Origin of the sequence: Pseudomonas baltica, from assembly GCF_014235765.1 — a bacterium.
Classification (GTDB): Bacteria; Pseudomonadota; Gammaproteobacteria; order Pseudomonadales; family Pseudomonadaceae; genus Aquipseudomonas; species Aquipseudomonas baltica.
Genome location: NZ_JACMYH010000001.1, coordinates 316,356 through 340,000, shown reverse-complemented (window position 1 = coordinate 340,000; position 23,645 = coordinate 316,356). Strand labels below are relative to the sequence as shown.

Annotated in this window: 21 protein-coding genes; 17 read left to right on the top strand and 4 right to left on the bottom strand. The window is 61.6% G+C overall.

Going from position 1 to position 23,645, the window contains the following annotated elements:
• Nucleotides 1-11: 11 nt before the first annotated feature.
• Nucleotides 12-635, bottom strand: a complete 624-nt coding sequence (lolA, locus tag H7993_RS01675; protein WP_122477774.1) for an outer membrane lipoprotein periplasmic chaperone LolA — start codon at nucleotides 633-635, stop codon at nucleotides 12-14.
• A gap of 37 nt (nucleotides 636-672) precedes the next feature.
• Entirely contained in the window at nucleotides 673-3,153 is a 2,481-nt protein-coding gene (locus H7993_RS01670; RefSeq protein ID WP_244646815.1) for a DNA translocase FtsK, read from the bottom strand.
• On the opposite strand from H7993_RS01670, the gene H7993_RS01665 reads away from it, so the two are divergent.
• From H7993_RS01665 to infA, 4 genes are all read left to right on the top strand, one after another.
• A complete protein-coding gene (locus H7993_RS01665) occupies nucleotides 3,132-3,407 on the top strand; it encodes a hypothetical protein (RefSeq protein ID WP_185794219.1) in 276 nt (91 codons plus the stop codon). The genes H7993_RS01670 and H7993_RS01665 overlap by 22 nt on opposite strands.
• A 150-nt stretch (nucleotides 3,408-3,557) precedes the next feature.
• A complete protein-coding gene (gene aat, locus H7993_RS01660) occupies nucleotides 3,558-4,238 on the top strand; it encodes a leucyl/phenylalanyl-tRNA--protein transferase (RefSeq protein ID WP_185793211.1) in 681 nt (226 codons plus the stop codon).
• A gap of 58 nt (nucleotides 4,239-4,296) precedes the next feature.
• Nucleotides 4,297-5,004, top strand: a complete 708-nt coding sequence (locus tag H7993_RS01655) for an arginyltransferase (RefSeq protein ID WP_185793210.1) — start codon at nucleotides 4,297-4,299, stop codon at nucleotides 5,002-5,004.
• 99 nt (nucleotides 5,005-5,103) lie between these two features.
• Nucleotides 5,104-5,322 carry a translation initiation factor IF-1 gene (gene infA / locus H7993_RS01650; protein WP_002553999.1) on the top strand — a complete coding sequence of 73 codons (219 nt, stop codon included), beginning with the start codon at nucleotides 5,104-5,106 and terminating at the stop codon, nucleotides 5,320-5,322.
• 140 nt (nucleotides 5,323-5,462) lie between these two features.
• Here infA and clpA read toward each other — a convergent pair whose 3' ends face one another.
• Together clpA and clpS are read right to left on the bottom strand one after the other, a co-directional pair.
• A complete protein-coding gene (gene clpA / locus H7993_RS01645) occupies nucleotides 5,463-7,733 on the bottom strand; it encodes an ATP-dependent Clp protease ATP-binding subunit ClpA (protein ID WP_122477768.1) in 2,271 nt (756 codons plus the stop codon).
• 29 nt (nucleotides 7,734-7,762) lie between these two features.
• Nucleotides 7,763-8,125, bottom strand: coding sequence for an ATP-dependent Clp protease adapter ClpS (gene clpS, locus H7993_RS01640; RefSeq protein WP_043190060.1), 363 nt, complete (start codon nucleotides 8,123-8,125; stop codon nucleotides 7,763-7,765).
• A gap of 229 nt (nucleotides 8,126-8,354) precedes the next feature.
• Here clpS and cspD point away from each other — a divergent pair, with 229 nt between their 5' ends.
• The 13 genes from cspD to nuoC all read left to right on the top strand — a co-directional run bounded on the left by cspD (nucleotide 8,355) and on the right by nuoC (nucleotide 23,644).
• Nucleotides 8,355-8,639, top strand: coding sequence for a cold shock domain-containing protein CspD (cspD, locus tag H7993_RS01635; RefSeq protein ID WP_185793209.1), 285 nt, complete (start codon nucleotides 8,355-8,357; stop codon nucleotides 8,637-8,639).
• 437 nt (nucleotides 8,640-9,076) lie between these two features.
• Nucleotides 9,077-11,305: an NADP-dependent isocitrate dehydrogenase gene (locus H7993_RS01630; protein ID WP_185793208.1), complete on the top strand. Its 2,229-nt coding sequence runs from the start codon at nucleotides 9,077-9,079 to the stop codon at nucleotides 11,303-11,305.
• Nucleotides 11,306-12,016: 711 nt separating this feature from the next.
• Nucleotides 12,017-12,457, top strand: coding sequence for an NUDIX hydrolase (locus H7993_RS01625; RefSeq protein WP_185793207.1), 441 nt, complete (start codon nucleotides 12,017-12,019; stop codon nucleotides 12,455-12,457).
• A gap of 58 nt (nucleotides 12,458-12,515) precedes the next feature.
• Nucleotides 12,516-13,637, top strand: coding sequence for a tRNA 2-thiouridine(34) synthase MnmA (gene mnmA / locus H7993_RS01620; protein WP_185793206.1), 1,122 nt, complete (start codon nucleotides 12,516-12,518; stop codon nucleotides 13,635-13,637).
• Nucleotides 13,634-14,254, top strand: a complete 621-nt coding sequence (hflD, locus tag H7993_RS01615; protein WP_122477760.1) for a high frequency lysogenization protein HflD — start codon at nucleotides 13,634-13,636, stop codon at nucleotides 14,252-14,254. The genes mnmA and hflD overlap by 4 nt, the downstream gene beginning before the upstream one ends.
• Nucleotides 14,255-14,343: 89 nt before the next feature.
• Nucleotides 14,344-15,714: an adenylosuccinate lyase gene (gene purB, locus H7993_RS01610; RefSeq protein ID WP_122477758.1), complete on the top strand. Its 1,371-nt coding sequence runs from the start codon at nucleotides 14,344-14,346 to the stop codon at nucleotides 15,712-15,714.
• A gap of 84 nt (nucleotides 15,715-15,798) precedes the next feature.
• Nucleotides 15,799-16,968: a ribosomal protein uL16 3-hydroxylase gene (locus H7993_RS01605; protein ID WP_122477757.1), complete on the top strand. Its 1,170-nt coding sequence runs from the start codon at nucleotides 15,799-15,801 to the stop codon at nucleotides 16,966-16,968.
• Nucleotides 16,961-17,386: a GNAT family N-acetyltransferase gene (locus tag H7993_RS01600; RefSeq protein WP_185793205.1), complete on the top strand. Its 426-nt coding sequence runs from the start codon at nucleotides 16,961-16,963 to the stop codon at nucleotides 17,384-17,386. The genes H7993_RS01605 and H7993_RS01600 overlap by 8 nt, the downstream gene beginning before the upstream one ends.
• A 224-nt stretch (nucleotides 17,387-17,610) precedes the next feature.
• Nucleotides 17,611-18,366, top strand: a complete 756-nt coding sequence (locus H7993_RS01595; protein WP_185793204.1) for a secretin N-terminal domain-containing protein — start codon at nucleotides 17,611-17,613, stop codon at nucleotides 18,364-18,366.
• Between the two features lie 283 nt (nucleotides 18,367-18,649).
• Nucleotides 18,650-19,975: an isocitrate lyase gene (aceA, locus tag H7993_RS01590; protein WP_122477751.1), complete on the top strand. Its 1,326-nt coding sequence runs from the start codon at nucleotides 18,650-18,652 to the stop codon at nucleotides 19,973-19,975.
• A 703-nt stretch (nucleotides 19,976-20,678) separates the two neighbouring features.
• Entirely contained in the window at nucleotides 20,679-21,092 is a 414-nt protein-coding gene (locus H7993_RS01585; protein WP_043190089.1) for an NADH-quinone oxidoreductase subunit A, read from the top strand.
• A gap of 10 nt (nucleotides 21,093-21,102) precedes the next feature.
• Nucleotides 21,103-21,777: a NuoB/complex I 20 kDa subunit family protein gene (locus H7993_RS01580; RefSeq protein WP_122477749.1), complete on the top strand. Its 675-nt coding sequence runs from the start codon at nucleotides 21,103-21,105 to the stop codon at nucleotides 21,775-21,777.
• Nucleotides 21,778-21,856: 79 nt separating this feature from the next.
• Entirely contained in the window at nucleotides 21,857-23,644 is a 1,788-nt protein-coding gene (nuoC, locus tag H7993_RS01575) for an NADH-quinone oxidoreductase subunit C/D (RefSeq protein WP_185793203.1), read from the top strand.
• Nucleotide 23,645 lies beyond the last annotated feature (1 nt).

Genomic DNA, 23,645 nt, shown 5'->3' with positions numbered 1-23,645 from the left:
TCGACCTCGAATTATTCCTGGATCACGTCCGCCCCTTTGGGGATGTCGAACTTGAATTTGTTCGCGGCGATCGGCTCATTGGCCCGGACGTTCATGAACAGGATATTGGTGCGCTGGCCCACGCTGTCGATCAGTTGCATGTCGTTGATCACACCCTTGCGGAACGACAGGCGCAACGAATCGAACAAGGTGTCGCGGGTCTTGGGCTTGAGCACGAAATCGATCACGTCGCCGGCTTCCTTGGCACTGATGTCGAAGCTCTGGCTGATCTTCGACACGTCACCGGACAACAGCAGCGCCGGGGTCTGGGTCAGGCGCTGGTCGAGGGTCTTGATGGTGACCTGCTCCAGGTCCGGGTCCCACAGCGAAACCTTCTTGCCGTCGGAGACCATCAGTTGCTCCTGCGGCGCGTCGGTGTGCCAGTTGAACAGGCCAGGCCGCTGCAGGGCCATCTGCCCGGCGGTCTCCTGCAACTGGGTACCGCTGCCGTCCAGGGTCAGCTGGGAAAAACGCGCGGTCAACGTCTGGGATTTCTCCAGCAGTTGCGTCAAGCGCGCCACATCCTTCTGGTCGGCATGTACCGACAGGCTGGCCAGGGCCAGGGCAGAAACCAACAGCATGCGAATCAGGCGCATGGGAATCCTCGTTCTAGGGTAAGGCGCGAGCGTTGCATCAGTCGCGCATCGGGCCCGGCGCGATCACTTCGCGCGAGCCATTGGTGTTCATCGGCGTGACCACACCGGCCATTTCCATGGACTCGATCATGCGCGCCGCGCGGTTGTAGCCGATCTTGAGCTTGCGCTGTACCGCCGAGATGGACGCACGACGGCTTTCCAGCACGAAGTTCACTGCCTCGTCGTAGAGCGCGTCGCTTTCGCTGTCGTCGCCATCGCCGCCGCCACTGCTGCCCTCGAAGCCACTGCCGGCTTCCTCGACGCCGGCCAGAATGTCTTCGTTGTAGTCGGGCACACCACGCTGCTTCCACGCCTCGACCACGCGATGCACCTCTTCGTCGGAAACGAAGGCGCCGTGCACGCGAATCGGCAGGCTGGTGCCCGGCGGCATGTAGAGCATGTCACCGTGACCCAGCAGTTGTTCGGCACCGCCCTGGTCGATGATGGTACGCGAGTCGATCTTGCTCGATACCTGGAACGCCATGCGCGTGGGGATGTTGGCCTTGATCAGGCCGGTGATGACGTCCACCGAGGGTCGCTGGGTGGCGAGGATCAGGTGGATACCGGCGGCACGGGCCTTCTGCGCGATACGCGCGATGAGCTCTTCGACCTTCTTGCCGACGATCATCATCATGTCGGCGAATTCGTCCACGACCACCACGATGGTCGGCAGGGTCTTGAGCAGCGGCGCCTCGTCGTGAATGCTTTCGCGCTTGTAAAGCGGGTCGCTCAGGGGAGTCCCGGCCTCTTCGGCGTCCTTGATCTTGCGGTTGAAGCCTGCCAGGTTGCGCACGCCCATGGCCGCCATCAGCTTGTAGCGTCGCTCCATCTCGGCAACGCTCCAACGCAACGCGTTAGCGGCATCCTTCATGTCGGTGACCACGGGGCAAAGCAGGTGCGGAATGCCCTCGTAGATGGACAATTCGAGCATCTTCGGGTCGATCATGATCAGCTTGGCGTCTTCCGGGCCCGACTTGAACAGGATCGACAGAATCATCGCGTTGACCCCCACCGACTTGCCGGAACCGGTGGTACCGGCGACCAGCAGGTGAGGCATCTTGGCCAGGTCGGTGATCACCGGTTTGCCGCCAATATCGTGGCCTAGCGCCATGGTCACAGGCGACTTGGCCTCGTCGTACTGGGGCGAGGACAGCACTTCGGAGAAACGCACGATCTGCCGGTCTTCGTTCGGAATCTCGATACCGACGGTGGTCTTGCCGGGAATGACTTCGACCACACGGACACTGAGCACCGCCAGCGAACGCGCCAGGTCTTTGGCCAGGTTGGAGATGCGGCTGACCTTGACGCCGGCCGCCGGCTGGATCTCGTAACGGGTGATCACCGGGCCGGGGTGAATGGAGTCGACGGTTACTTCCACGCCGAATTCCTTGAGTTTCACCTCCAGCAACTGGCCCACGGCCGCCAGCGACTCCGGCGAATAGTTGACCTTCTTCTCTTCGGCGGGATCGAGAATGGAAATCGGCGGCAAGGTGCCCTGCACGGCGCTATCGACGAACAATGCAGCCTGCTTCTCCTTCTGCACCCGCGCGCTCTGCTCGGGCGGCTTGCCGCTGGGCGCGCCCTGGGTACTTTCTTCGCTCAACGGCTTGATCGGCACTGCAGGCCGCACGGGCTGGCTGGCCGCGACCGGCGCCGCCATCGCGACCGGCGCGATGGGCGCCACCGGACGGCTCTGCAGGGTCGGTTCCACAGGCGCAGGCCGCACCGGCCTGGGCTTGGCGACATCGCGCGGCTCGCTGACCCTGGGCGCAGCGTAGGCCGGTTCGTCGACTTCCCGCAGTTGGGCAACCAGTTGCTTGCGTTCGGCACGCGCCGCCCACCAGCGGCTGGCCGAGCCCTGCATCAGCTCGAGCAGGTCGAGGGTGATCTTGCCGGTCATGTCCATGACCTTGAACCAGGACAGGTCGGTGAACACGGTCAGGCCGAACAGAAACAATGCGATGAACAACAGCGTACTGCCCTGGATGTTCAACGCGTTGAGCGCCAGGTTACCCAGGCTCTGACCCAGCGCGCCCCCGGCGGACGCCGGCAGGCTGCCGGCGGAATGGAAATGGATATGGGCCAGGGCCGCGCCGGAGAGGATCAGGAACACCAGCCCGATCAGGCGCCAGGAGAACAACCAGCCGCTCCACTGCCAGGGCTCGTGGCGCTGACGGAAGATCTGCCAGGTCTTGACGGCCAGCAGCAGGGGGAAGATGTAGGCGAAATAGCCCAGGACCATGAACAGAATGTCGGCGGCGAATGCACCGGCCCGGCCGGCAGCGTTCTGGACCTGGTCCATGTTGCTGCTGGTGTGGCTCCAGCCAGGATCGGTCTGGTCGTAGGTCAACAACGCCATCCACAGATAAAGGCACAGCGCGCCCATGGCGATCAGTGCGCCTTCCTTGAGGCGATAATGCATTTGCTGGCGCCAGACGGGCACCGATGCGGGAGCGGATGAGGCAGTGGATTTCTTCAAAACGCTTGATTTCCTGCGCCTGTCAAAGCACGCAACTGATGGATGACAAAAATACAGCAAATGGCCACTATCGGTGGACAACAGGCCCTGCAAAGATCGCATTGTACGGCTTTGTCGGCAATTCGCGCATCTGCAATATAAGCGTCGCTTGCCGTGCGCCATTCAGCTTCGAATCAGGCGACGCACGAAATGCGATTCAGCGGTGCTTTGTGTTTGCCGACAAGGCCTTACGAGCCAATCTTGAAGAACAGTGACATGGGACTGCAATTGCCTGAAAAAGTTACATGAAAGCTCGGTCGCCCTGGCTGCCTGGCCTTGCTGCCGCGCATTGGCGTGCCGACCGGATCATGGCAGGATGAACTCACTGCCCTTGGTACCACCCTCCCCTGCCGTAGCGAACAATCATGCTGACGTGGCTCAAACGAAACGAACTGGTCTTTCCTCCCCTGAGCAAGGCGATGCGCGAGCCCAATGGGCTGCTGGCAGCCGGTGGTGACCTCAGCCCCGAGCGGCTGGTGCAGGCCTACCGGCATGGCTGCTTCCCCTGGTTCGAGGACGGCCAGCCGATTCTCTGGTGGTCGCCGGATCCGCGTACCGTGCTGATGCCCGCCGAACTGCACGTGTCACGCAGCCTGCGCAAGGTACTGCGCCAGCAACGCTTCACGGTAACCTTCGACCAGGACTTTTCCGCTGTCATCGCTGCCTGCGCAGGGCCGCGCGACTACACCGACGGCACCTGGATAACCGGCGACATGCAACGCGCCTACCTCACCCTGCACGAGCAAGGGCACGCGCACTCGGTCGAGGTGTGGGACGGCGAGACGCTTGTAGGTGGGCTCTATGGCCTGGCCATGGGCCAACTGTTCTTCGGCGAATCCATGTTCAGCCGCACCGACAACGCCTCCAAGGTTGGCTTCGTAACCTTGGTCGAGCATCTGCACCAGGCCGGTTTCGTGCTGATCGACTGCCAGATGCCCACCGAGCACTTGCACAGCCTGGGCGCAAGAAGCATCGCCCGAGATCAGTTCGCCGATTATCTGAGCCAATACCTCGACCAACCCAATAGCGCGACATGGCAGCGCTAGGCGAGTTCTCCGGCACTGGCTTACACTTGATGCAATGGTTTCATTCCGAGGGTTCATCATGACTGAGTTGGCGCGCCTGAAGTTCTATGCCACTCAACCCCATTCGTGCAGCTACCTGCCCGACGAGCAAGCCACGACCTTGTTTCTCGATCCGAGCCAGCCGATGGACGTCCACGTCTACGCCGACCTCTCGGATATGGGTTTCCGCCGCAGCGGTGACCACCTCTACCGGCCGCACTGCCAGCGCTGCAACGCGTGCGTGCCGGCACGCATTCCCACGGCAGGCTTCACCCCCTCGCGCCAGCAGAAACGCATCGTCAAGCGCAATCACGACGTCCAGGTGACGAGTGCCACCCCCCGCTTCAGCGAAGAGTATTTCGACCTCTACCAGCGCTATATCGAACAGCGCCACGCCGATGGCGACATGTTTCCGCCCAGCCGTGATCAGTTTTCGACGTTTCTGGTCCGAGACCTGCCGTTTTCGCGCTTCTACGAATTTCGCCTGGAAGGCCGGCTGCTGGCGGTGGCCGTGACCGACCTGCTGCCCAACGGGCTGTCCGCCGTGTATACCTTCTACGAGCCGACCGAAGAGCGGCGCAGCCTGGGCCGTCTGGCGATCCTGTGGCAGATCGAGGAAGCACGGCGATTGAACCTGGATGCGGTCTATCTGGGCTACTGGATCAAGAACTGCCAGAAGATGAATTACAAGACCCAATATCGACCCATCGAGCTGCTTATCAACCAGAGATGGGTAACACTTAACTGAACCCCTTGGCTTGAGCCCCCTTTTTCGGGCACAATGCACGCCGCTTTTGCCTGGCGCAGTTGCACCGGGCCATCAACTGGATACCGAGGGTTTTACTGCATGTCGAAAGAAGACAGCTTCGAAATGGAAGGCACTGTCGTCGACACCCTGCCCAACACCATGTTTCGCGTGGAGTTGGAAAACGGGCACGTCGTAACCGCGCATATCTCCGGCAAGATGCGCAAGAACTACATTCGTATTCTGACCGGTGACAAGGTGCGTGTTGAACTGACGCCCTATGATTTGAGCAAAGGGCGCATCACCTACCGCGCTCGCTGAACCGAGACACATGAAAACGCCCGGCATTGCCGGGCGTTTTTGCTTGCGTGGGATTTGGACACCAAAAGCTAAGCGGCTTGCGCCGCTGCTACAGGGACCGTACAAACCCCTATAGCAGCGGCGCAAGCCGCGTCGAGCCGTTATGCCATCTCAGCCGTGGTTTCGAAATCGAAGGTCAGCTCGCCATCCTTGATGTCGATGTGCACCACACCACCATGCTCGGCCAACTCGCCGAACAGGATCTCTTCCGCCAACGGACGCTTGATCTTGTCCTGGATCAAGCGCGCCATCGGGCGTGCGCCCATCTGCACGTCGTAGCCACTTGCCGCCAGCCAGCCGCGCGCGGCATCGGTGACTTCAAGCTGCACACGCTTGTCTTCCAGCTGCGCCTGCAGTTCGGTGAGGAACTTGTCGACCACGCTCTTGATGACTTCGTGGCTGAGGCGACCGAACTGGATGATGGTATCCAGGCGGTTGCGGAATTCCGGCGTGAAGCTTTTCTTGATCACTTCCATGGCGTCGGATGAGTGGTCCTGATGGGTAAACCCGATCGAGGCCCGCGCAGCGGTTTCGGCACCCGCGTTGGTGGTCATGATGAGAATCACGTTGCGGAAATCCGCCTTGCGTCCGTTGTTGTCGGTCAGGGTGCCGTGATCCATGACCTGCAGCAGCAGGTTGAAGACCTCGGGGTGAGCCTTTTCGATTTCATCGAGCAGCAGCACGCAATGCGGCTGCTTGGTGATGGCTTCGGTCAACAGACCGCCCTGGTCGAACCCGACATAACCCGGTGGCGCACCAATCAGACGCGATACGGTGTGACGCTCCATGTACTCGGACATGTCGAAACGCACCAGCTCCACGCCGAGGGCCTTGGCCAGCTGGCGCGCAGCCTCGGTCTTGCCGACACCGGTAGGGCCGGCGAAGAGGAACGAACCCACGGGCTTGTCCGGCGCCTTCAACCCGGCGCGCGACAGCTTGATGGCCGTGGCCAGCGAGTCAATGGCAGCGTCCTGGCCAAACACAGTGAGCTTGAGGTCACGCTCCAGGTTACGCAGCAGCTCCTTGTCGGAACTGGTTACGTGCTTCGGCGGAATCCGCGCGATCTTGGCCACGATGTCTTCGACCTGAGGCACTTCGATACGCTTGACTCGATTGGCTTCAGGCTGCAGGCGCTGGTAGGCACCTGCCTCGTCGATGACGTCGATGGCCTTGTCGGGCATGTGTCGGTCATTGATGTAGCGCGACGCCAGCTCGGCGGCCGCACGCAGTGCTTCGTCACTGTATTCGATGTTGTGGTGCTGCTCGAACCGCCCCTTGAGGCCACGCAGGATGCCGATGGTGTCTTCCACCGAAGGCTCGGACACGTCGACCTTCTGGAAACGACGTGCCAGGGCGCGGTCTTTCTCGAAGATGCCACGAAATTCCTGGAAGGTGGTCGAACCGATGCAGCGGATATCACCGGAGGACAGCAGCGGCTTGAGCAGGTTGGACGCATCCATCACCCCGCCCGACGCAGCACCCGCACCGATGATGGTGTGGATCTCGTCGATGAACAGGATCGCCTGCGGACGCTTCTTCAGCTCGCCAAGCAACGCCTTGAAGCGCTTCTCGAAATCGCCGCGGTACTTGGTACCGGCCAGCAGTGCGCCCAGGTCGAGGGAATACACGACGCTGTTCGCCAGCAGATCAGGCACCTGGCTATCGACGATGCGCTTGGCCAGGCCTTCGGCAATCGCCGTCTTGCCGACGCCTGCTTCGCCTACCAGCAACGGGTTGTTCTTGCGGCGACGAGCGAGAATCTGCGCGACGCGCTCGACTTCGCTCTCGCGACCGACCAGTGGATCAATGCGACCCTGGCGAGCCAGCTCGTTGAGGTTGCTGGCATAGGCATCCAGCGGGTTGCTCGACGAAGAGGTATCACCGCCTTCTTCGTCCTGCATTTCCTGCTCGCCTTCGGAGCTGTCACCGTGACCAGGGACCTTGGAAATACCGTGCGCGATGTAGTTGACCACATCGATGCGCGCCACGCTCTGCTGCTTGAGCAGGAACACGGCCTGGCTTTCCTGCTCGCTGAAGATCGCCACCAGCACGTTGGCGCCGGTGACTTCTCGCTTGCCCGAACTTTGTACATGGAACACGGCACGCTGCAGCACACGCTGGAAGCCCAGCGTCGGCTGGGTTTCACGATCCTCGTCATGCACGGGGATCAACGGCGTGGTGGAGTCGATGAACTCCTGCAGGTCGTGTTTGAGTTTTTCGAGATTGGCGCCGCACGCCCGCAATACGGTGGCGGCTGCCTCGTTGTCCAATAGCGCCAAAAGAAGGTGTTCCACGGTCATGAATTCATGACGCTTGGAGCGCGCTTCTTTGAAGGCAAGATTGAGCGTGACTTCGAGCTCGCGGTTTAACATAGCTTCACCTCATACCCAAGTGGTCGGCGTTAACCGTCCTTCTCGATTTCACAGAGTAGCGGATGCTGGCTTTCCCTGGCGTACTGGTTGACCTGCATGGCCTTGGTTTCGGCGATGTCTCGGGTAAACAATCCGCATACTGCCCGTCCTTCTGTGTGGACGGCCAGCATGACCTTGGTCGCCAGCTCACGATTCAGATTGAAGAAAACCTCGAGGATCTCGACGACGAAATCCATCGGGGTGTAGTCGTCGTTGAACAGAACCACCTTATACATCGGTGGGGCCTGCAATGCAGGCTTGGATTCCTGGACGGCAATGCCTGCCGAATCGTCCTCGTGCGACTGCGGGCGGTCTTGATTGAAGGTTAGTCGAATCTGACTGAATGCATGCATGGAAAGAAGATTCATCGTTGAGCGAATAGAAGTGGTGGGTTGACCTTGTGACCGAATCTTGACTCGGTCGCCGCATGACCTTGACTATCGGCAAAACGGTGTTACAAACAGTAGAACCCACATTGGGGAAGAAAGGTCCGCGCAGTCAACCAAATTTTTTCAATCGGTTGTGTTGCGCACGAAGTGGATGATACTCCAGAGCTGGAGTCCTTTGCAGAGGGATATGGGTATGCGCAGTGGTAAAGTCAAGTGGTTCAACAATGCCAAGGGCTACGGCTTCATTATCGAAGACGGTCAGGCCGAGGATCTTTTCGCCCATTTTTCCGCCATTACCATGGAGGGTTACAAGACGCTGAAGGCCGGCCAGGCCGTCGCTTTCGAGATTATCCAGGGCCCCAAGGGCCTGCACGCCGTAAAGATCCAGGCAGCGGAGACCGCAATCACGCAGGCGGAAGTCACGCAAGCCAGCGTTGCGACGACCAGTGACGAGACCCGAGAGTCCGCGAACGCATGATCGCGGCGCAGGAACAGTGATCGCGAGCAAGCGTTCCTCGGGCGCATGCTGTGCAACGTGAGCGCTTGCTCGCCGTCATTGCTGCGAATGTGCACCCGGACAGGCCATCCACACGGATGGCCTGTTTCGTTTCCGGCAGTTGCCGACCCGCCCAGCTTTGTGCCCCCTACACAGTATTCATCGCCGCGACCAGTGGTATACTGCCGCAGTGACCGCAGGGTCACCTTGGTCGGACCGGTCCGCCCGCGTGCACCGCCCATGCGAGTCGCGAGAGGGCCGTTGTTGCCGGTCGACCGCTTGACGCTCTACTGATGCATCCCACATCACCGCGACCAATGCTCGATTTTTCGCCTCATTGATGACAACGAGCGAAAGCGCCTATCCTGCGCATCTCGAGATTCTGTGCACGCTCAGCAAAGAAGAGAGTTAATTCGATTATGCCCACCCGCTCAAAGATCATCTACACCTTCACCGACGAAGCGCCAGCCCTGGCCACCTATTCGCTGCTGCCGATCATCGAAGCCTTCACCGCTTCTTCGGACATCGCCGTCGAGACCCGCGACATCTCCCTGGCGGCGCGCATCCTTTCAAGCTTTCCCGAGCGTCTGCAGGCCGGCAAACCCGTGCCGGACGATCTCGCCGAGCTGGGCACCCTGGCCACCACGCCTGAAGCCAACATCATCAAGCTGCCGAACATCAGCGCTTCGGTGCCGCAATTGAAGGCGGCGATCAAAGAGCTGCAGGACCAAGGCTTCGACCTGCCCGACTACCCAGACAGCGCCGAGTCGGATGCCGACAAGGACACCCGCGCCCGCTACGACAAGGTCAAGGGCAGCGCCGTGAACCCGGTACTGCGTGAAGGCAACTCCGACCGCCGCGCACCACTGTCGGTCAAGAACTATGCGCGCAAGCACCCGCACAAGATGGGCGCCTGGGCCGCCGACTCGAAGTCCCACGTTGCGCACATGAGCAGCGGCGATTTCTACGGCAGCGAGAAAAGTGCCCTGATCGAAGCCGACGGCAGCGTCAAGATCGAACTGGTCGGCAGCGACGGCAGCACCACCGTACTGAAAGAAAAGACCAAGGTCCTGGCTGGCGAGATCATCGACTGCGCCGCCCTGAGCAAAAAAGCCCTGCGCGCCTTCGTGGCCGCCGAGATCGAGGACGCCAAGAAACAGGGCGTGCTGTTCTCCGTTCACCTCAAAGCCACCATGATGAAGGTCTCCGATCCGATCATGTTCGGCCAGATCGTCGCCGAGTTCTATCAGGAGGCGCTGGACAAGCACGCCGACGTGCTGGAGCAGGTAGGTTTCAACCTGAACAACGGCATCGGTGACCTGTACGCACGCATCAAGTCGCTGCCCGCCGAGCAGCAGGCGCAGATCGAAGCCGATGTCCAGGCCGTCTATGCCACTCGCCCTGCCCTGGCCATGGTCAACTCCGACAAGGGCATCACCAACCTGCATGTGCCCAGCGACGTCATCGTCGACGCCTCGATGCCGGCCATGATCCGCGACTCGGGCAAGATGTGGAACACCGAGGGTGTGCTGCAGGATACCAAGGCACTGATCCCGGATCGTTGCTATGCCAGCATCTACCAGGCGGCCATCGAAGACTGCAAGAAGCACGGCGCATTCGATCCGACCACCATGGGCAGTGTGCCCAACGTTGGCCTGATGGCGCAGAAGGCCGAAGAATACGGCTCGCACGACAAGACCTTCCAGATTGCCGCCGACGGCGTGGTCCGCGTCAGCGACAGCAATGGCCGCGTGCTCATGGAGCAGAAGGTCGAGACTGGCGACGTGTTCCGCATGTGCCAGACCAAGGACGCGCCGATCCAGGACTGGGTCAAGCTCGCCGTCAACCGCGCCCGTGCCAGCAGCACCCCTGCGGTGTTCTGGCTCGACCCGGCACGCGCCCACGACGCGGTGATGATCGACAAGGTGCAGAAATACCTGAAAGACCACGACACCAATGGCCTGGACATCCAGATCATGTCTCCGGTCGATGCCATGGCCTTCTCGCTCAAGCGCATTCGTGCCGGGCAAGACACCATTTCAGTGACCGGCAACGTGCTGCGCGACTACCTGACCGACCTGTTCCCGATCATGGAACTGGGCACCAGCGCCAAGATGCTTTCGATCGTGCCGCTGATGAATGGCGGCGGCCTGTTCGAAACCGGCGCTGGCGGTTCGGCGCCCAAGCACGTGCAGCAACTGGTCGAAGAAAACTTCCTGCGCTGGGATTCCCTGGGTGAGTTCCTGGCCCTGGCCGCTTCGCTGGAGCACCTGGGCAGCACCTACGACAACCCCAAGGCGCTGGTACTGGCAGCGACCCTGGACAAGGCCACCGGCCAATTCCTCGACAACAACAAGTCGCCATCGCGCAAGGTCGGCAACATCGACAACCGTGGCAGCCACTTCTATCTGGCACTGTACTGGGCCCAGGCCCTGGCCGAGCAGAACGACGACGCCGCCCTGCAAGCGCAGTTCGCGCCGCTGGCCAAGACCCTGGCCGAGAACGAGGCGAAGATCGTCGCCGAGCTCAACGCCGTGCAGGGCAAGCCAGTGGACATCGGCGGCTACTACCATGCCGATGCCGAACTGACCCGCAAGGCCATGCGCCCCAGCGAAACCCTGAACGCCGCGATCGCTTCGCTGGTGTAAGGTTTGAACCGGTAACACCCCCAGCCCTGGCCCTGTGCCGGGGCTGACTTTTTCAGCGCAGGCGATCTCCCGTAGGAGCGGTCATCGGCCGCGAAAGGAGCAACGCGAATTGTCTGATGCACCGCGGCGCCTGGTTCGCGGCCACGGACCGCTCCTACGGAAGATCGCATGCGCCCGTAGGAGCGGTCATCGGCCGCGAAAGGAGCAACGCGTATTGTCTGATGCACCGCGGTGCCCGGTTCGCGGCCATGGACCGCTCCTACGGAAGATCGCATGCACCCGTAGGAGCGGTCATCGGCCGCGAAAAGGGCAACGCGAATCGACCGATGCACCGCGGTGCCGGGTTCGCGGCCACGGACCGCTCCTACGGAAGATCGCATGCGCCCGTAGGAGCGGTCATCGGCCCCGAAAAGGGCAACGCGAATCGAACGATGCACCGCGGTGCCGGGTTCGCGGCCACTGACCGCTCCTACGGAAGATCGCATGCACCCGTAGGAGCGGTCATCGGCCGCGAAAAGGGCAACGCGAATCGACCGATGCACCGCGGTGCCGGGTTCGCGGCCACGGACCGCTCCTACGGAAGATCGCATGCTCCCGTAGGAGCAGTCATCGGCTGCGAAAAGGGCGACGCGAATCGACCGATGCACCGCGGCGCCTGGTTCGCGGCCACGGACCGCTCCTACGAGGGGTCCATCAATGGGAGATTCCATCATGACCTGGCAACCGCATATCACTGTCGCCACTATCATCGAGGACAGCGGGCGTTTTCTGTTCGTCGAGGAAATGAAAGGCGGACGTTTGGTGCTCAACCAGCCTGCCGGCCATCTCGAGCCTGACGAAAACCTCATGCAGGCCGCCCTGCGCGAGACCCTCGAAGAAACCGCCTGGGACGTCGAGCTGACCGGCGTGGTCGGCATCTACCTGTACACGGCACCCAGCAACGGCGTGACCTACCAGCGCATCTGCTTCAGTGCCCGCCCCTTGCACCTGAACCCCGAGCGCGAGCTGGATCCAGACATCAGCGGTACCACCTGGCTGAACCGCGACGAGCTGGCCGCACAGGGCCATCGACTGCGCAGCGAGCTGGTCATGCAATGCCTGGACGACTACCTGAACGGACCGCTGCACAGCCTGGAGCTGATTCGCACCTGAGCGTTTTGCAGCTTACCCTGTTAGAATCGCGTCCTTTTCAGAGACCCCATCGAATCCCATGCGTGAGCCAGCTCCCCGCCACTGCGCAAAACAGCGCGTCATCGTCGGCATGTCCGGCGGCGTCGACTCGTCCGTGTCCGCCCTTCTGCTGATGGAGCAGGGCTACCACGTGGAAGGCCTGTTCATGAAGAACTGGGAGGAAGACGACGGAACTGACTACTGCACGGCGCGCGAGGACCTGGCGGATGCCCAGGCCGTTTGCGACAAGCTGGGCATCAAGCTGCACACCGCCAACTTCGCGGCTGAATACTGGGACAACGTCTTCGAGCACTTCCTCGAGGAGTACAAGGCCGGCCGTACGCCAAACCCGGACATCCTGTGCAACCGCGAGATCAAGTTCAAGGCGTTCCTGGACTACGCACTGATGCTGGGCGCCGACCTGATTGCCACCGGCCACTACGTGCGTCGCCGCGACAGCGACGGGCAGACGCAACTGCTCAAGGGCCTGGACCCGAACAAGGACCAGAGCTACTTCCTGCACGCCGTCGGCGGTGAGCAGATCGCTCGCACGCTGTTTCCCGTAGGCGAACTGGAAAAGCCCGAAGTGCGCGCCATCGCGGAAATGCACGGCCTGGCGACCGCCAAGAAAAAGGATTCCACCGGTATCTGCTTCATCGGCGAACGCCGCTTCAGCGACTTTCTCAAGCAGTACCTGCCAGCGCAGCCAGGCGAGATCAAGACCACCAGCGGCGAGGTCATCGGCCGGCACCACGGCTTGATGTACCACACCATCGGCCAGCGCCAGGGGCTGGGTATCGGCGGCCTCAAGGACGCCGGTGACGACCCGTGGTACGTGCTGGCCAAGGACCTGGTCGCCAACGAATTGATCGTGGGCCAGGGCAACGAGCATCCGCTGCTGTTTTCCGGCGCCCTGCTCGCTTCGGAAATCTACTGGGTGAACCCGGTGGACCTGGCCGAGCCGCGCCGCCTGACAGCCAAGGTCCGCTATCGTCAAAGCGACCAGGCATGCACCCTGGAACGCACTGCCGAGGGCTATCGCGCGGTATTCGACGAGCCGCAACGGGCTGTCACCCCAGGTCAGTCGGTGGTGTTCTACGACGGCGAAATCTGCCTGGGTGGCGGCGTCATCGAAGTCGCCGAGCCCTGGAGCCAGCCATGAACAACCTGCAGGAACAATTGGTAGCCTTGGGCGCGGTGTTCCAGGCGGCGGTGCTGGTCGACCGTATCGCCAAGACCGGTTCCGCCGCCGAGGCTGACGTCGCCTGCCTGCTGGGCAGCCTGCTGGTGGTCGATCCGCAGAACACGCTTGAAGTGTTCGGTGGCGACGACAGTCATCTGCGCGAAGGTTATGGCGCGCTGTCCAGCGCGCTGGAGCGAGACCCCGGCAGCCTGCAGCGCGAGCCGCTGCGCTACGCGCTGTCGATGCTGGGCCTGGAGCGGCAGCTGGCCAAGCGCGGCGAGATGCTGGAGATCATCGGCAAGCGCATTCCGCAGATCCAGAACCAGGTCGAGCACTTCGGCCAGGGCCATGAGAACGTCATCGCCGCCACTGGTGCGCTGTACCAGGACACCCTGAGCACGCTGCGCCAACGCATCCAGGTGCATGGCGATACGCGCCACCTGCAGCAGCCCAACAACGCTTCCAAGATTCGTGCCCTGCTGCTGGCCGGCATCCGTGCCGCACGCCTGTGGCGACAATTGGGCGGGCATCGCTGGCAGCTGGTGATCAGCCGCCGCAAGCTGTTGCGAGAGCTGTACCCCCTGATGCGCGGATGAACGACCGGAGGGTTGGCCCGGGCCGCCCAACCGGCTTTTTTCATGTATAATTCGCGCCCTTTTCAAAGCCCGACTGTCCGAGAATACCCATGCAGCTTTCTTCGCTCACTGCGGTTTCCCCTGTAGACGGCCGCTACGCCGGCAAAACCCAGGCCCTTCGCACCATTTTCAGCGAGTACGGCCTGATTCGCTTCCGCGCCCTGGTCGAGGTGCGCTGGTTGCAGCGCCTGGCCGCGCACCCGCAAATCGCCGAAGTACCGGCTTTCTCGGCAGAGGCCAACGCCGTACTGGATGTGCTTGCCAGTGATTTCGCCCTGGAGCACGCCGAGCGCGTCAAGGAAATCGAGCGCACCACCAACCACGACGTCAAGGCCATCGAGTACCTGCTCAAGGAGCAGGCGGCCAAGCTGCCGGAACTGGCCAAGGTCAGCGAGTTCATCCATTTCGCCTGCACCAGCGAGGACATCAACAACCTGTCCCACGCGCTGATGCTGCGCGAAGGCCGCGACGATGTGATGCTGCCGCTGATGCGCCAGATCGCCGGGTCGATCCGCGAGCTGGCCCATCGCTTCGCCGACGTGCCGATGCTGTCGCGCACCCATGGCCAGCCGGCTTCGCCGACGACCCTGGGCAAGGAGCTGGCGAACGTGGTGTACCGCCTGGAGCGGCAGATCGCGCAGGTGGCAGCCGTGCCCCTGCTGGGCAAGATCAACGGCGCGGTGGGCAACTACAACGCGCACCTGTCGGCCTACCCGCAGATCGACTGGGAAGCCAATGCCCGCGCCTTCATCGAAGACGAACTGGGCCTGGGCTTCAATCCCTACACCACGCAGATCGAGCCGCATGACTACATTGCCGAGCTGTTCGACGCGATCGCCCGCTTCAACACCATCCTCATCGATTTCGATCGTGATATCTGGGGCTACATCTCCCTGGGCTATTTCAAGCAGCGCACCATCGCTGGCGAAATCGGTTCCTCGACGATGCCGCACAAGGTCAATCCGATCGACTTCGAGAACTCCGAAGGCAACCTGGGTATCGCCAACGCGCTGTTCCAGCACCTGGCCAGCAAGCTGCCGATCTCGCGCTGGCAGCGCGATTTGACCGACTCCACCGTGCTGCGCAACCTCGGTGTCGGTTTCGCCCACAGCGTGATCGCCTACGAAGCAAGTCTCAAGGGAATCAGCAAGTTAGAGATCAATACTCAGAAAATAGCTGAAGATCTGGACGCTTGCTGGGAAGTGCTGGCCGAGCCCATTCAGACGGTCATGCGCCGCTACGACATCGAGAATCCGTACGAGAAGCTCAAGGAACTGACCCGCGGCAAGGGCATCGGCCCACAAGCTCTGCAGACCTTCATCGACGGGCTGGACATGCCTGAAGAAGCCAAGGCCGAACTCAAACAACTGACCCCGGCGAATTACATAGGCAATGCAGCAGCGCAGGCCAAGCGCGTCTGACATTCGCTACCGACGCTTTGACGCCCGGCCTCGCCGGGCGTTTTTATTCCAGTTATAAAAGCAATATAATTCAGCAGGTTACACATGAAAGCTAATACCCCACTTCAAATACTGGGCGGCCTGACTGCCGCTGAATTCCTGCGCGACTACTGGCAGAAGAAACCCCTGCTGGTACGCCAGGCCTTCACCGATTTCGAAAATCCGCTGAGCGCCGATGAACTCGCCGGCCTGGCGCTCGAGGAAGAAGTCGAGTCGCGGATCGTCATCGAACACGGCGCCCAGCCGTGGGAAATGCGCCGTGGGCCCTTTGCCGAGGATGAATTCAGCAAGCTGCCTGAAACCGAGTGGACCCTGCTGGTCCAGGCTGTTGACCAGTTCGTTCCGGAAGTCGCCGAGCTGCTCGAGCACTTCCGCTTCCTGCCCAGCTGGCGCATCGATGACGTCATGATCAGCTTTGCCGCACCAGGCGGTGGTGTGGGCCCGCACTTCGACAACTACGATGTGTTTCTGCTGCAGGGCCTGGGCAAGCGCAACTGGAAGGTCGGGCAGATGTGCGATTCGCAGAGCCCGCTGCTCGATCATCCGGATCTGCGCATCCTGGCCGACTTCCAGCAGAGCGAAGAGTGGACCCTGGAGCCCGGCGACATGCTCTATCTGCCGCCGCGCCTGGCCCATTGCGGCGTTGCCGTGGACGATTGCATGACCTATTCGGTCGGTTTCCGTGCACCGAGCGCTGCCGAAGTGCTGACTCACTTCACCGACTTCCTCAGCCAGTTCCTGCCGGACGAAGAGCGCTACAGCGACGCCGATGCCGTGCCTGCGGCCGACCCGCACCAGATCCAGCACGACGCCCTGGATCGGCTCAAGCGCCTGCTGGCCGAGCACATGAGCGACGAGCGCCTGTTGCTGACCTGGTTTGGCCAGTTCATGACCGAGCCGCGCTATCCGGAGCTGGTCGCCGGCGAAGACATGGCCGAGGCCGATCTGCTTGCCGAACTGGAACAGGGTGCGCTGCTGGTGCGTAACCCGAGCGCCCGCCTGGCCTGGTCGGAAGTCGACGCAGACCTGTTGTTGTTCGCCAGTGGCCAAAGCCGCTTGTTGCCCGGCGAACTGCGCGATCTGTTGAAGCTGATCTGCGCGGCCGACGCCTTGCACATCGACAACCTGGGCCCCTGGATGCACGACGAACAGGGTCGCGCGCTGCTCTGCGAGCTGGTGAAGCAAGGGAGCCTGGGGTTCGCCATCGATGAATAGCATTGGCGTGCGCGTGGCTGACTGGCACAAGGACAATCGCGACATCCGGCGCATTCGCGAGGCGGTGTTCATCGCCGAGCAGGCGATTCCGGCCGAGCTGGAATGGGACGAGGACGATCTGAGCGCGGTGCATTTCCTGGCTGTCGAAGGCGACTATGCGGTGGGCACTGCCCGCCTGCTCGCCGACGGTGAAATCGGCCGGGTGTCCGTGCTCAAGGACTGGCGCGGCCTGAGGGTGGGCGACAAGTTGCTGCAAGCGGTCATCGCCCATGCCAATGCACTGGGCCTGCACGAGCAGAAACTCAGCGCTCAGGTGCATGCCACGGCGTTCTACGAACACCATGGCTTTCGCGTCGTCAGCGGTGAGTTTCTCGAAGCCGGCCTGCCCCATGTGGACATGGTTCGCAGTCCAAGCTGACCACGTGTGAGCGTGACCGTCGGCCGCGAACGGCGCATGGTGATACGCCTGCTGGACTGCGGGGACCCTTTCGCGGCCGCTGACCGCTCCTACGGAGGCTCGCATCCGCCTTTGGGCGGTCAGCGACCGCGAAAGCGGCGACGTGGTTCGGCTGATACGCTGCATCCTGTACATTCAGCGCGCATGCCATACTTGTCCGCACATCCAATGCGGAGATCACGGACATGCCGCTGCACCTTCTGCTCGCCAGCCTGCTGTTGTGCCTGATGCCCAGTGCCCAAGCGGCTACCCAGGTCATGCCCCTTCACTATCGCACCAGTGCCGATATCCTCCCCATCGCCCAACAACTGGTGGGCCGTGAAGGCACCGTCGCGGCCTATGGCAACCAACTGGTGGTCAACGCCGAGCCCGACAAGCTGGACGAGCTCACTGCATTGCTCGAGCAATTGGACAAGCCGGCGCGACGGCTGCTGATCAGTGTCGACACCAGCGACAGCAACACCGCCAACCAGCGCGGCTATCGCGTCAACGGCGGTGGCAGCACGCGCATCATCCAGTACGGCACCGACAACCGCAGCGGCGGAGTGCAGCAGGTTCAGGCCAGCGAAGGCAGCCCGGCACTCATCCAGATCGGCCAAAGCGTACCCCTGACCACTGCAGGCACCGACGCCTACGGTCGCCTGCAAGCGCAGACCGAGTACCGCGATGTCACCCAGGGTTTCTACGTGACAGCCAGCCTGACCGGTGATGTAGTGCACCTCAAAATCGCTACAAACAACGACCGACTGAGCCAGGAAAGGGCCGACGTGGTCAACGTGCAAAGTACGCAATCGACCCTCAGCGGCCGGCTCGGCGAGTGGATCACGGTGGCCGGCATGAACGAGCATTCGAGCATCAACCAACAGGGCATCGCCCGGCAATACAGCACCCAGGGGCGTAACGACACTACCGTTCGAGTAAAGGTCGACACCCTTGACTGAGCCTGAGGCACGACAGCGCCACCCCTGTCGCGAATCAGCGACCGCAGCCTCGAAAACTGACTCCACAGTCGCGAAATCGGCCTTTATGTAGTGCTTCGTAGATTTCACTACAAAACGTTTGACGTGCAGAAAATCCATGGGGCATGATGGCCTCGCCTTCACTGATCCGCGCCTTTGCCACGCTGGCAAACGCACCGCACGGTGAAGGCCGACCGGCAGTTCGGCACAAGCAGCGCCTGGCGCAGCAACCCCATCATCGAACCTATGCACGAGGTTTATCTCCATGGCACTGACACGCGAACAACAAGAAGCGGCCCTTGCAAAAGACTGGTCCGAAAATCCGCGCTGGAAAGGTGTGACGCGCAACTACTCGCCCGCCGATGTGGTGCGCCTGCGCGGCTCGGTCCAACCCGAACACACGCTGGCCCGCCTGGGCGCAGAAAAACTGTGGGACCTGGTGACCCAGGGCGCCAAGCCTTCATTCCGCCCCGACAAAGATTTCGTCAACTGCATGGGCGCACTTACCGGCGGCCAAGCCGTGCAGCAGGTCAAGGCCGGCATCCAGGCCATCTACCTGTCCGGCTGGCAGGTTGCAGCAGACAACAACTCGGCCGAATCGATGTACCCCGACCAGTCGCTGTACCCGGTGGACTCGGTGCCGACCGTAGTCAAGCGCATCAACAACTCGTTCCGACGTGCCGACCAGATCCAATGGAAGGCTGGCAAGAATCCGGGCGACCAAGGCTATATCGACTACTTCGCGCCAATCGTGGCCGATGCCGAAGCCGGCTTCGGCGGCGTGCTCAATGCCTATGAACTGATGAAGAACATGATCGAAGCGGGCGCCGCCGGCGTTCACTTCGAGGACCAGTTGGCCTCGGTGAAGAAATGCGGGCACATGGGCGGCAAGGTATTGGTGCCGACCCAGGAAGCCGTTCAGAAACTCACCGCTGCGCGCCTGGCCGCCGATGTCGCTGGTGTGCCGACGATCATCCTGGCGCGCACCGATGCGAACGCAGCGGACCTGCTGACGTCGGACTGCGACCCTTACGACCAGCCGTTCGTGACCGGCACCCGCACACCCGAAGGCTTCTACAAGGTACGTGCCGGCCTCGATCAGGCAATCGCCCGCGGCCTGGCCTACGCGCCCTATGCCGATCTCATCTGGTGCGAAACCGCCAAGCCGGACCTCGATGAGGCGCGTCGCTTCGCCGAGGCCATCAAGCGCGAGTACCCGGACCAGCTGCTTTCCTATAACTGCTCGCCTTCCTTCAACTGGAAGAAGAACCTGGACGACGCAACCATCGCCAAATTCCAGCGCGAGCTGTCGGCAATGGGCTACAAGCATCAGTTCATCACCCTCGCCGGGATCCACAACATGTGGCATGGCATGTTCAGCCTGGCGCACGACTACGCGCGCAACGACATGACGGCCTATGTGAAGCTGCAGGAGCAGGAATTCGCCGATGCCGAAAAGGGCTACACCTTCGTCGCCCACCAGCAGGAAGTGGGTACCGGGTACTTCGACGACATGACCACCGTGATCCAGGGCGGCGCTTCGTCGGTCACCGCCCTGACCGGCTCGACCGAGGAAGAGCAGTTCCACTGATCCCCCAGGCAAGCTGCTCTCGCGAGGGAGCAGCGTCTGTGGGTCAAAATGCCTGTGCGGCGAGGTAACTGTGGGAGTGGGCTCTGCCCGCGAAGAACTCGGCGCGGTGTACCCGCCAGACCGCAGTATGGCCTTCGCGGATAGAACCCGCTCTCACAGGGTCACCGTCGCTCCTTGTGGGAGCGGGCTCTGCCCGCGAAGAACTCGGCGCGGTGTACCCGCCAGACCGCAGCATGGCCTTCGCGGGTAGAACCCGCTCCCACAGGGTCATCGTCGCTTCCACAGGGATGGGTGTTGAATCCAAAGCCGCCGCATGCAGTTGCCGGCGGCTTTTTTATGCGTCCGATTGATCCAGCGCAATGCCGGCAACCGAATAAGCGGGTAAAACACTGCGCACAGTTAATTGAGCCAACTTGCACGGTCAATCCAAGACGCTAAATGATATTAGTTATCATTAAGATATTCACGTACTCACGGTAAAAGCTTGGCCTGCTTGATATTTTCGTGTTTCACCCACCTAAATCCTCTCAGTGAGCTACATTGAATAAGCCTATGTGCGTAATGATACGAATTAATTTGCGATCCGAAATTTACTTGCCCGGCTTTTACCCATAAAATCATCGCGATTGATTCTGCTGCGACATATCGTCACTGCGACACTTCATTCAACCCAGAGGCCCCGGCCCCTGCCAAGGAAACCAGCATGCCCGATTCGACAGGACTCATCGCCCACAACTGGGGCTTTGCCATCTTCCTTCTCGGTGTTGCCGGTCTGTGTGCGTTCATGCTCGGGCTCTCCAGCCTGCTGGGCAGCAAAGCCTTCGGACGCAGCAAGAACGAACCTTTCGAATCCGGCATGCTGCCGGTCGGCAGCGCCCGTCTGCGCCTTTCCGCCAAATTCTATCTGGTCGCGATGCTGTTCGTGATCTTCGATATCGAAGCCCTTTTTCTCTTTGCCTGGTCTGTGTCCGTCCGCGAAAGCGGCTGGACCGGATTCGTCGAAGCTCTCGTTTTCATAGCAATTCTGTTGGCAGGTCTTGTCTACCTGTTCCGAGTGGGCGCCCTTGACTGGGCACCGGAAGCTCGTCGCAAGCGGCAGGCGAAGCTGAAACAATGAGGCTTTGGCAATGCAATACAATCTCACCCGGATCGACCCCGATGCTCCCAACGAGCAGTATCCCATCGGCACCAGGGAAACTGTTTCCGACCCCCTAGAAGATCAGGTTCACAAGAACATCTTCATGGGCAAACTCGAAGACGTCCTCAGCGGCGCGGTCAACTGGGGTCGCAAGAACTCCCTGTGGCCGTACAACTTCGGTCTTTCGTGCTGCTACGTGGAAATGACCACGGCCTTCACGGCACCCCATGACATCGCCCGCTTCGGCGCCGAAGTCATTCGGGCCTCGCCGCGTCAGGCCGACTTCATGGTCATCGCCGGCACCTGCTTCATCAAGATGGCGCCGATCATCCAGCGCCTCTACGAGCAGATGCTCGAGCCCAAGTGGGTCATCTCCATGGGTTCGTGCGCCAACTCCGGTGGCATGTACGACATCTACTCGGTGGTCCAGGGGGTCGACAAGTTCCTCCCCGTGGACGTCTACGTGCCTGGCTGCCCGCCGCGCCCTGAAGCATTCCTGCAAGGCCTGATGCTGTTGCAGGAGTCGATTGGCCAGGAGCGTCGCCCGTTGTCCTGGGTCGTCGGTGATCAAGGCGTCTACCGCGCCGAGATGCCGTCGCAGAAGGAACAGCGCCGCGAACAGCGTATTGCGGTAACCCACCTGCGCAGCCCCGACGAAGTCTGATCCAGCGTTTGTCACGCCTGCCGATGCAGGCCGAGAACCCCTGGCTTCACACCGTAGTTGACCGATAGCGACCGAGACCATGACAACAGCGGACACCGCTCTGTATATCCCGCCCTACAAGGCTGACGACCAAGATGTGGTCGTCGAACTGAACCAGCGCTTTGGCCCCGAGGCGTTCCTCGCCCAGGAAACCCGTACCGGCATGCCGGTGCTGTGGGTGGCCCGTGCCAAGCTGGTCGAGATCCTCACGTTCCTGCGCAACGTGTCCAAGCCGTACAGCATGCTCTACGACCTGCACGGCGTGGACGAGCGCCTGCGCACCCATCGCCGCGCCATCCCTGGCGCGGGCGACTTCACGGTGTTCTACCACCTGCTGTCGGTCGAGCGTAACAGCGACGTCATGCTCAAGGTGGCCTTGAACGAAGGCGACCTGAACCTGCCGACCATCACCGGTATCTGGCCCAACGCCAACTGGTACGAGCGTGAAGTCTGGGACATGTTCGGCATCGACTTCGCCGGTCACCCTCACCTGTCGCGCATCATGATGCCGCCGACCTGGGAAGGTCACCCACTGCGCAAGGACTACCCGGCGCGCGCGACCGAGTTCGACCCCTACAGCCTGACCCTGGCCAAGCAGCAGCTGGAAGAGGAAGCGGCGCGCTTCAAGCCCGAGGACTGGGGCATGAAACGCTCCGGGACCAACGAGGACTACATGTTCCTCAACCTGGGCCCCAACCACCCTTCCGCGCACGGTGCATTCCGCATCATCCTGCAGCTGGACGGCGAAGAGATCGTCGACTGCGTGCCCGACATCGGCTACCACCACCGTGGTGCCGAGAAAATGGCCGAGCGCCAGTCGTGGCACAGCTTCATCCCCTACACCGACCGCATCGACTACCTGGGCGGGGTGATGAACAACCTGCCCTACGTGCTGGCCGTCGAGAAGCTGGCCGGCATCAAGGTGCCTCAGAAGGTCGACACCATCCGCATCATGATGGCCGAGTTCTTCCGCATCACCAGCCACCTGCTGTTCCTGGGTACCTACATCCAGGACGTCGGCGCCATGACCCCGGTGTTCTTCACCTTCACCGACCGCCAGAAGGCCTACACGGTGATCGAAGCCATCACCGGTTTCCGCCTGCACCCGGCCTGGTACCGCATCGGTGGCGTGGCTCACGACCTGCCGCGCGGCTGGGAGAAGCTGGTCAAGGACTTCGTCGAATGGCTGCCCAAGCGCCTCGACGAATACACCAAGGCTGCATTGCAGAACAGCATCCTCAAGGGCCGTACCATCGGTGTCGCCGCCTACAACACCAAGGAAGCCCTGGAGTGGGGCGTCACCGGTGCCGGCCTGCGTTCAACCGGCTGCGATTTCGACTTGCGCAAGGCGCGTCCGTATTCGGGCTACGAGAACTTCGAGTTCGAAGTGCCGCTCGCGCACAACGGCGATGCCTATGACCGCTGCATGGTCCGCGTCGAAGAGATGCGCCAGAGCATCCGCATTATCGACCAATGCATGCGCAACATGCCCGAAGGCCCGTACAAGGCGGATCACCCGCTGACCACGCCGCCGCCCAAGGAGCGCACGCTGCAGCACATCGAAACCTTGATCACGCACTTCCTGCAGGTTTCGTGGGGCCCGGTGATGCCGGCCAACGAATCCTTCCAGATGATCGAAGCGACCAAGGGCATCAACAGCTATTACCTGACGAGCGACGGCGGCACCATGAGCTACCGTACCCGCATACGCACCCCAAGCTACCCGCACCTGCAACAGATCCCTTCGGTGATCAGGGGCAGCATGGTCGCGGACTTGATCGCGTACCTGGGTAGCATCGATTTCGTTATGGCCGACGTGGACCGTTAAG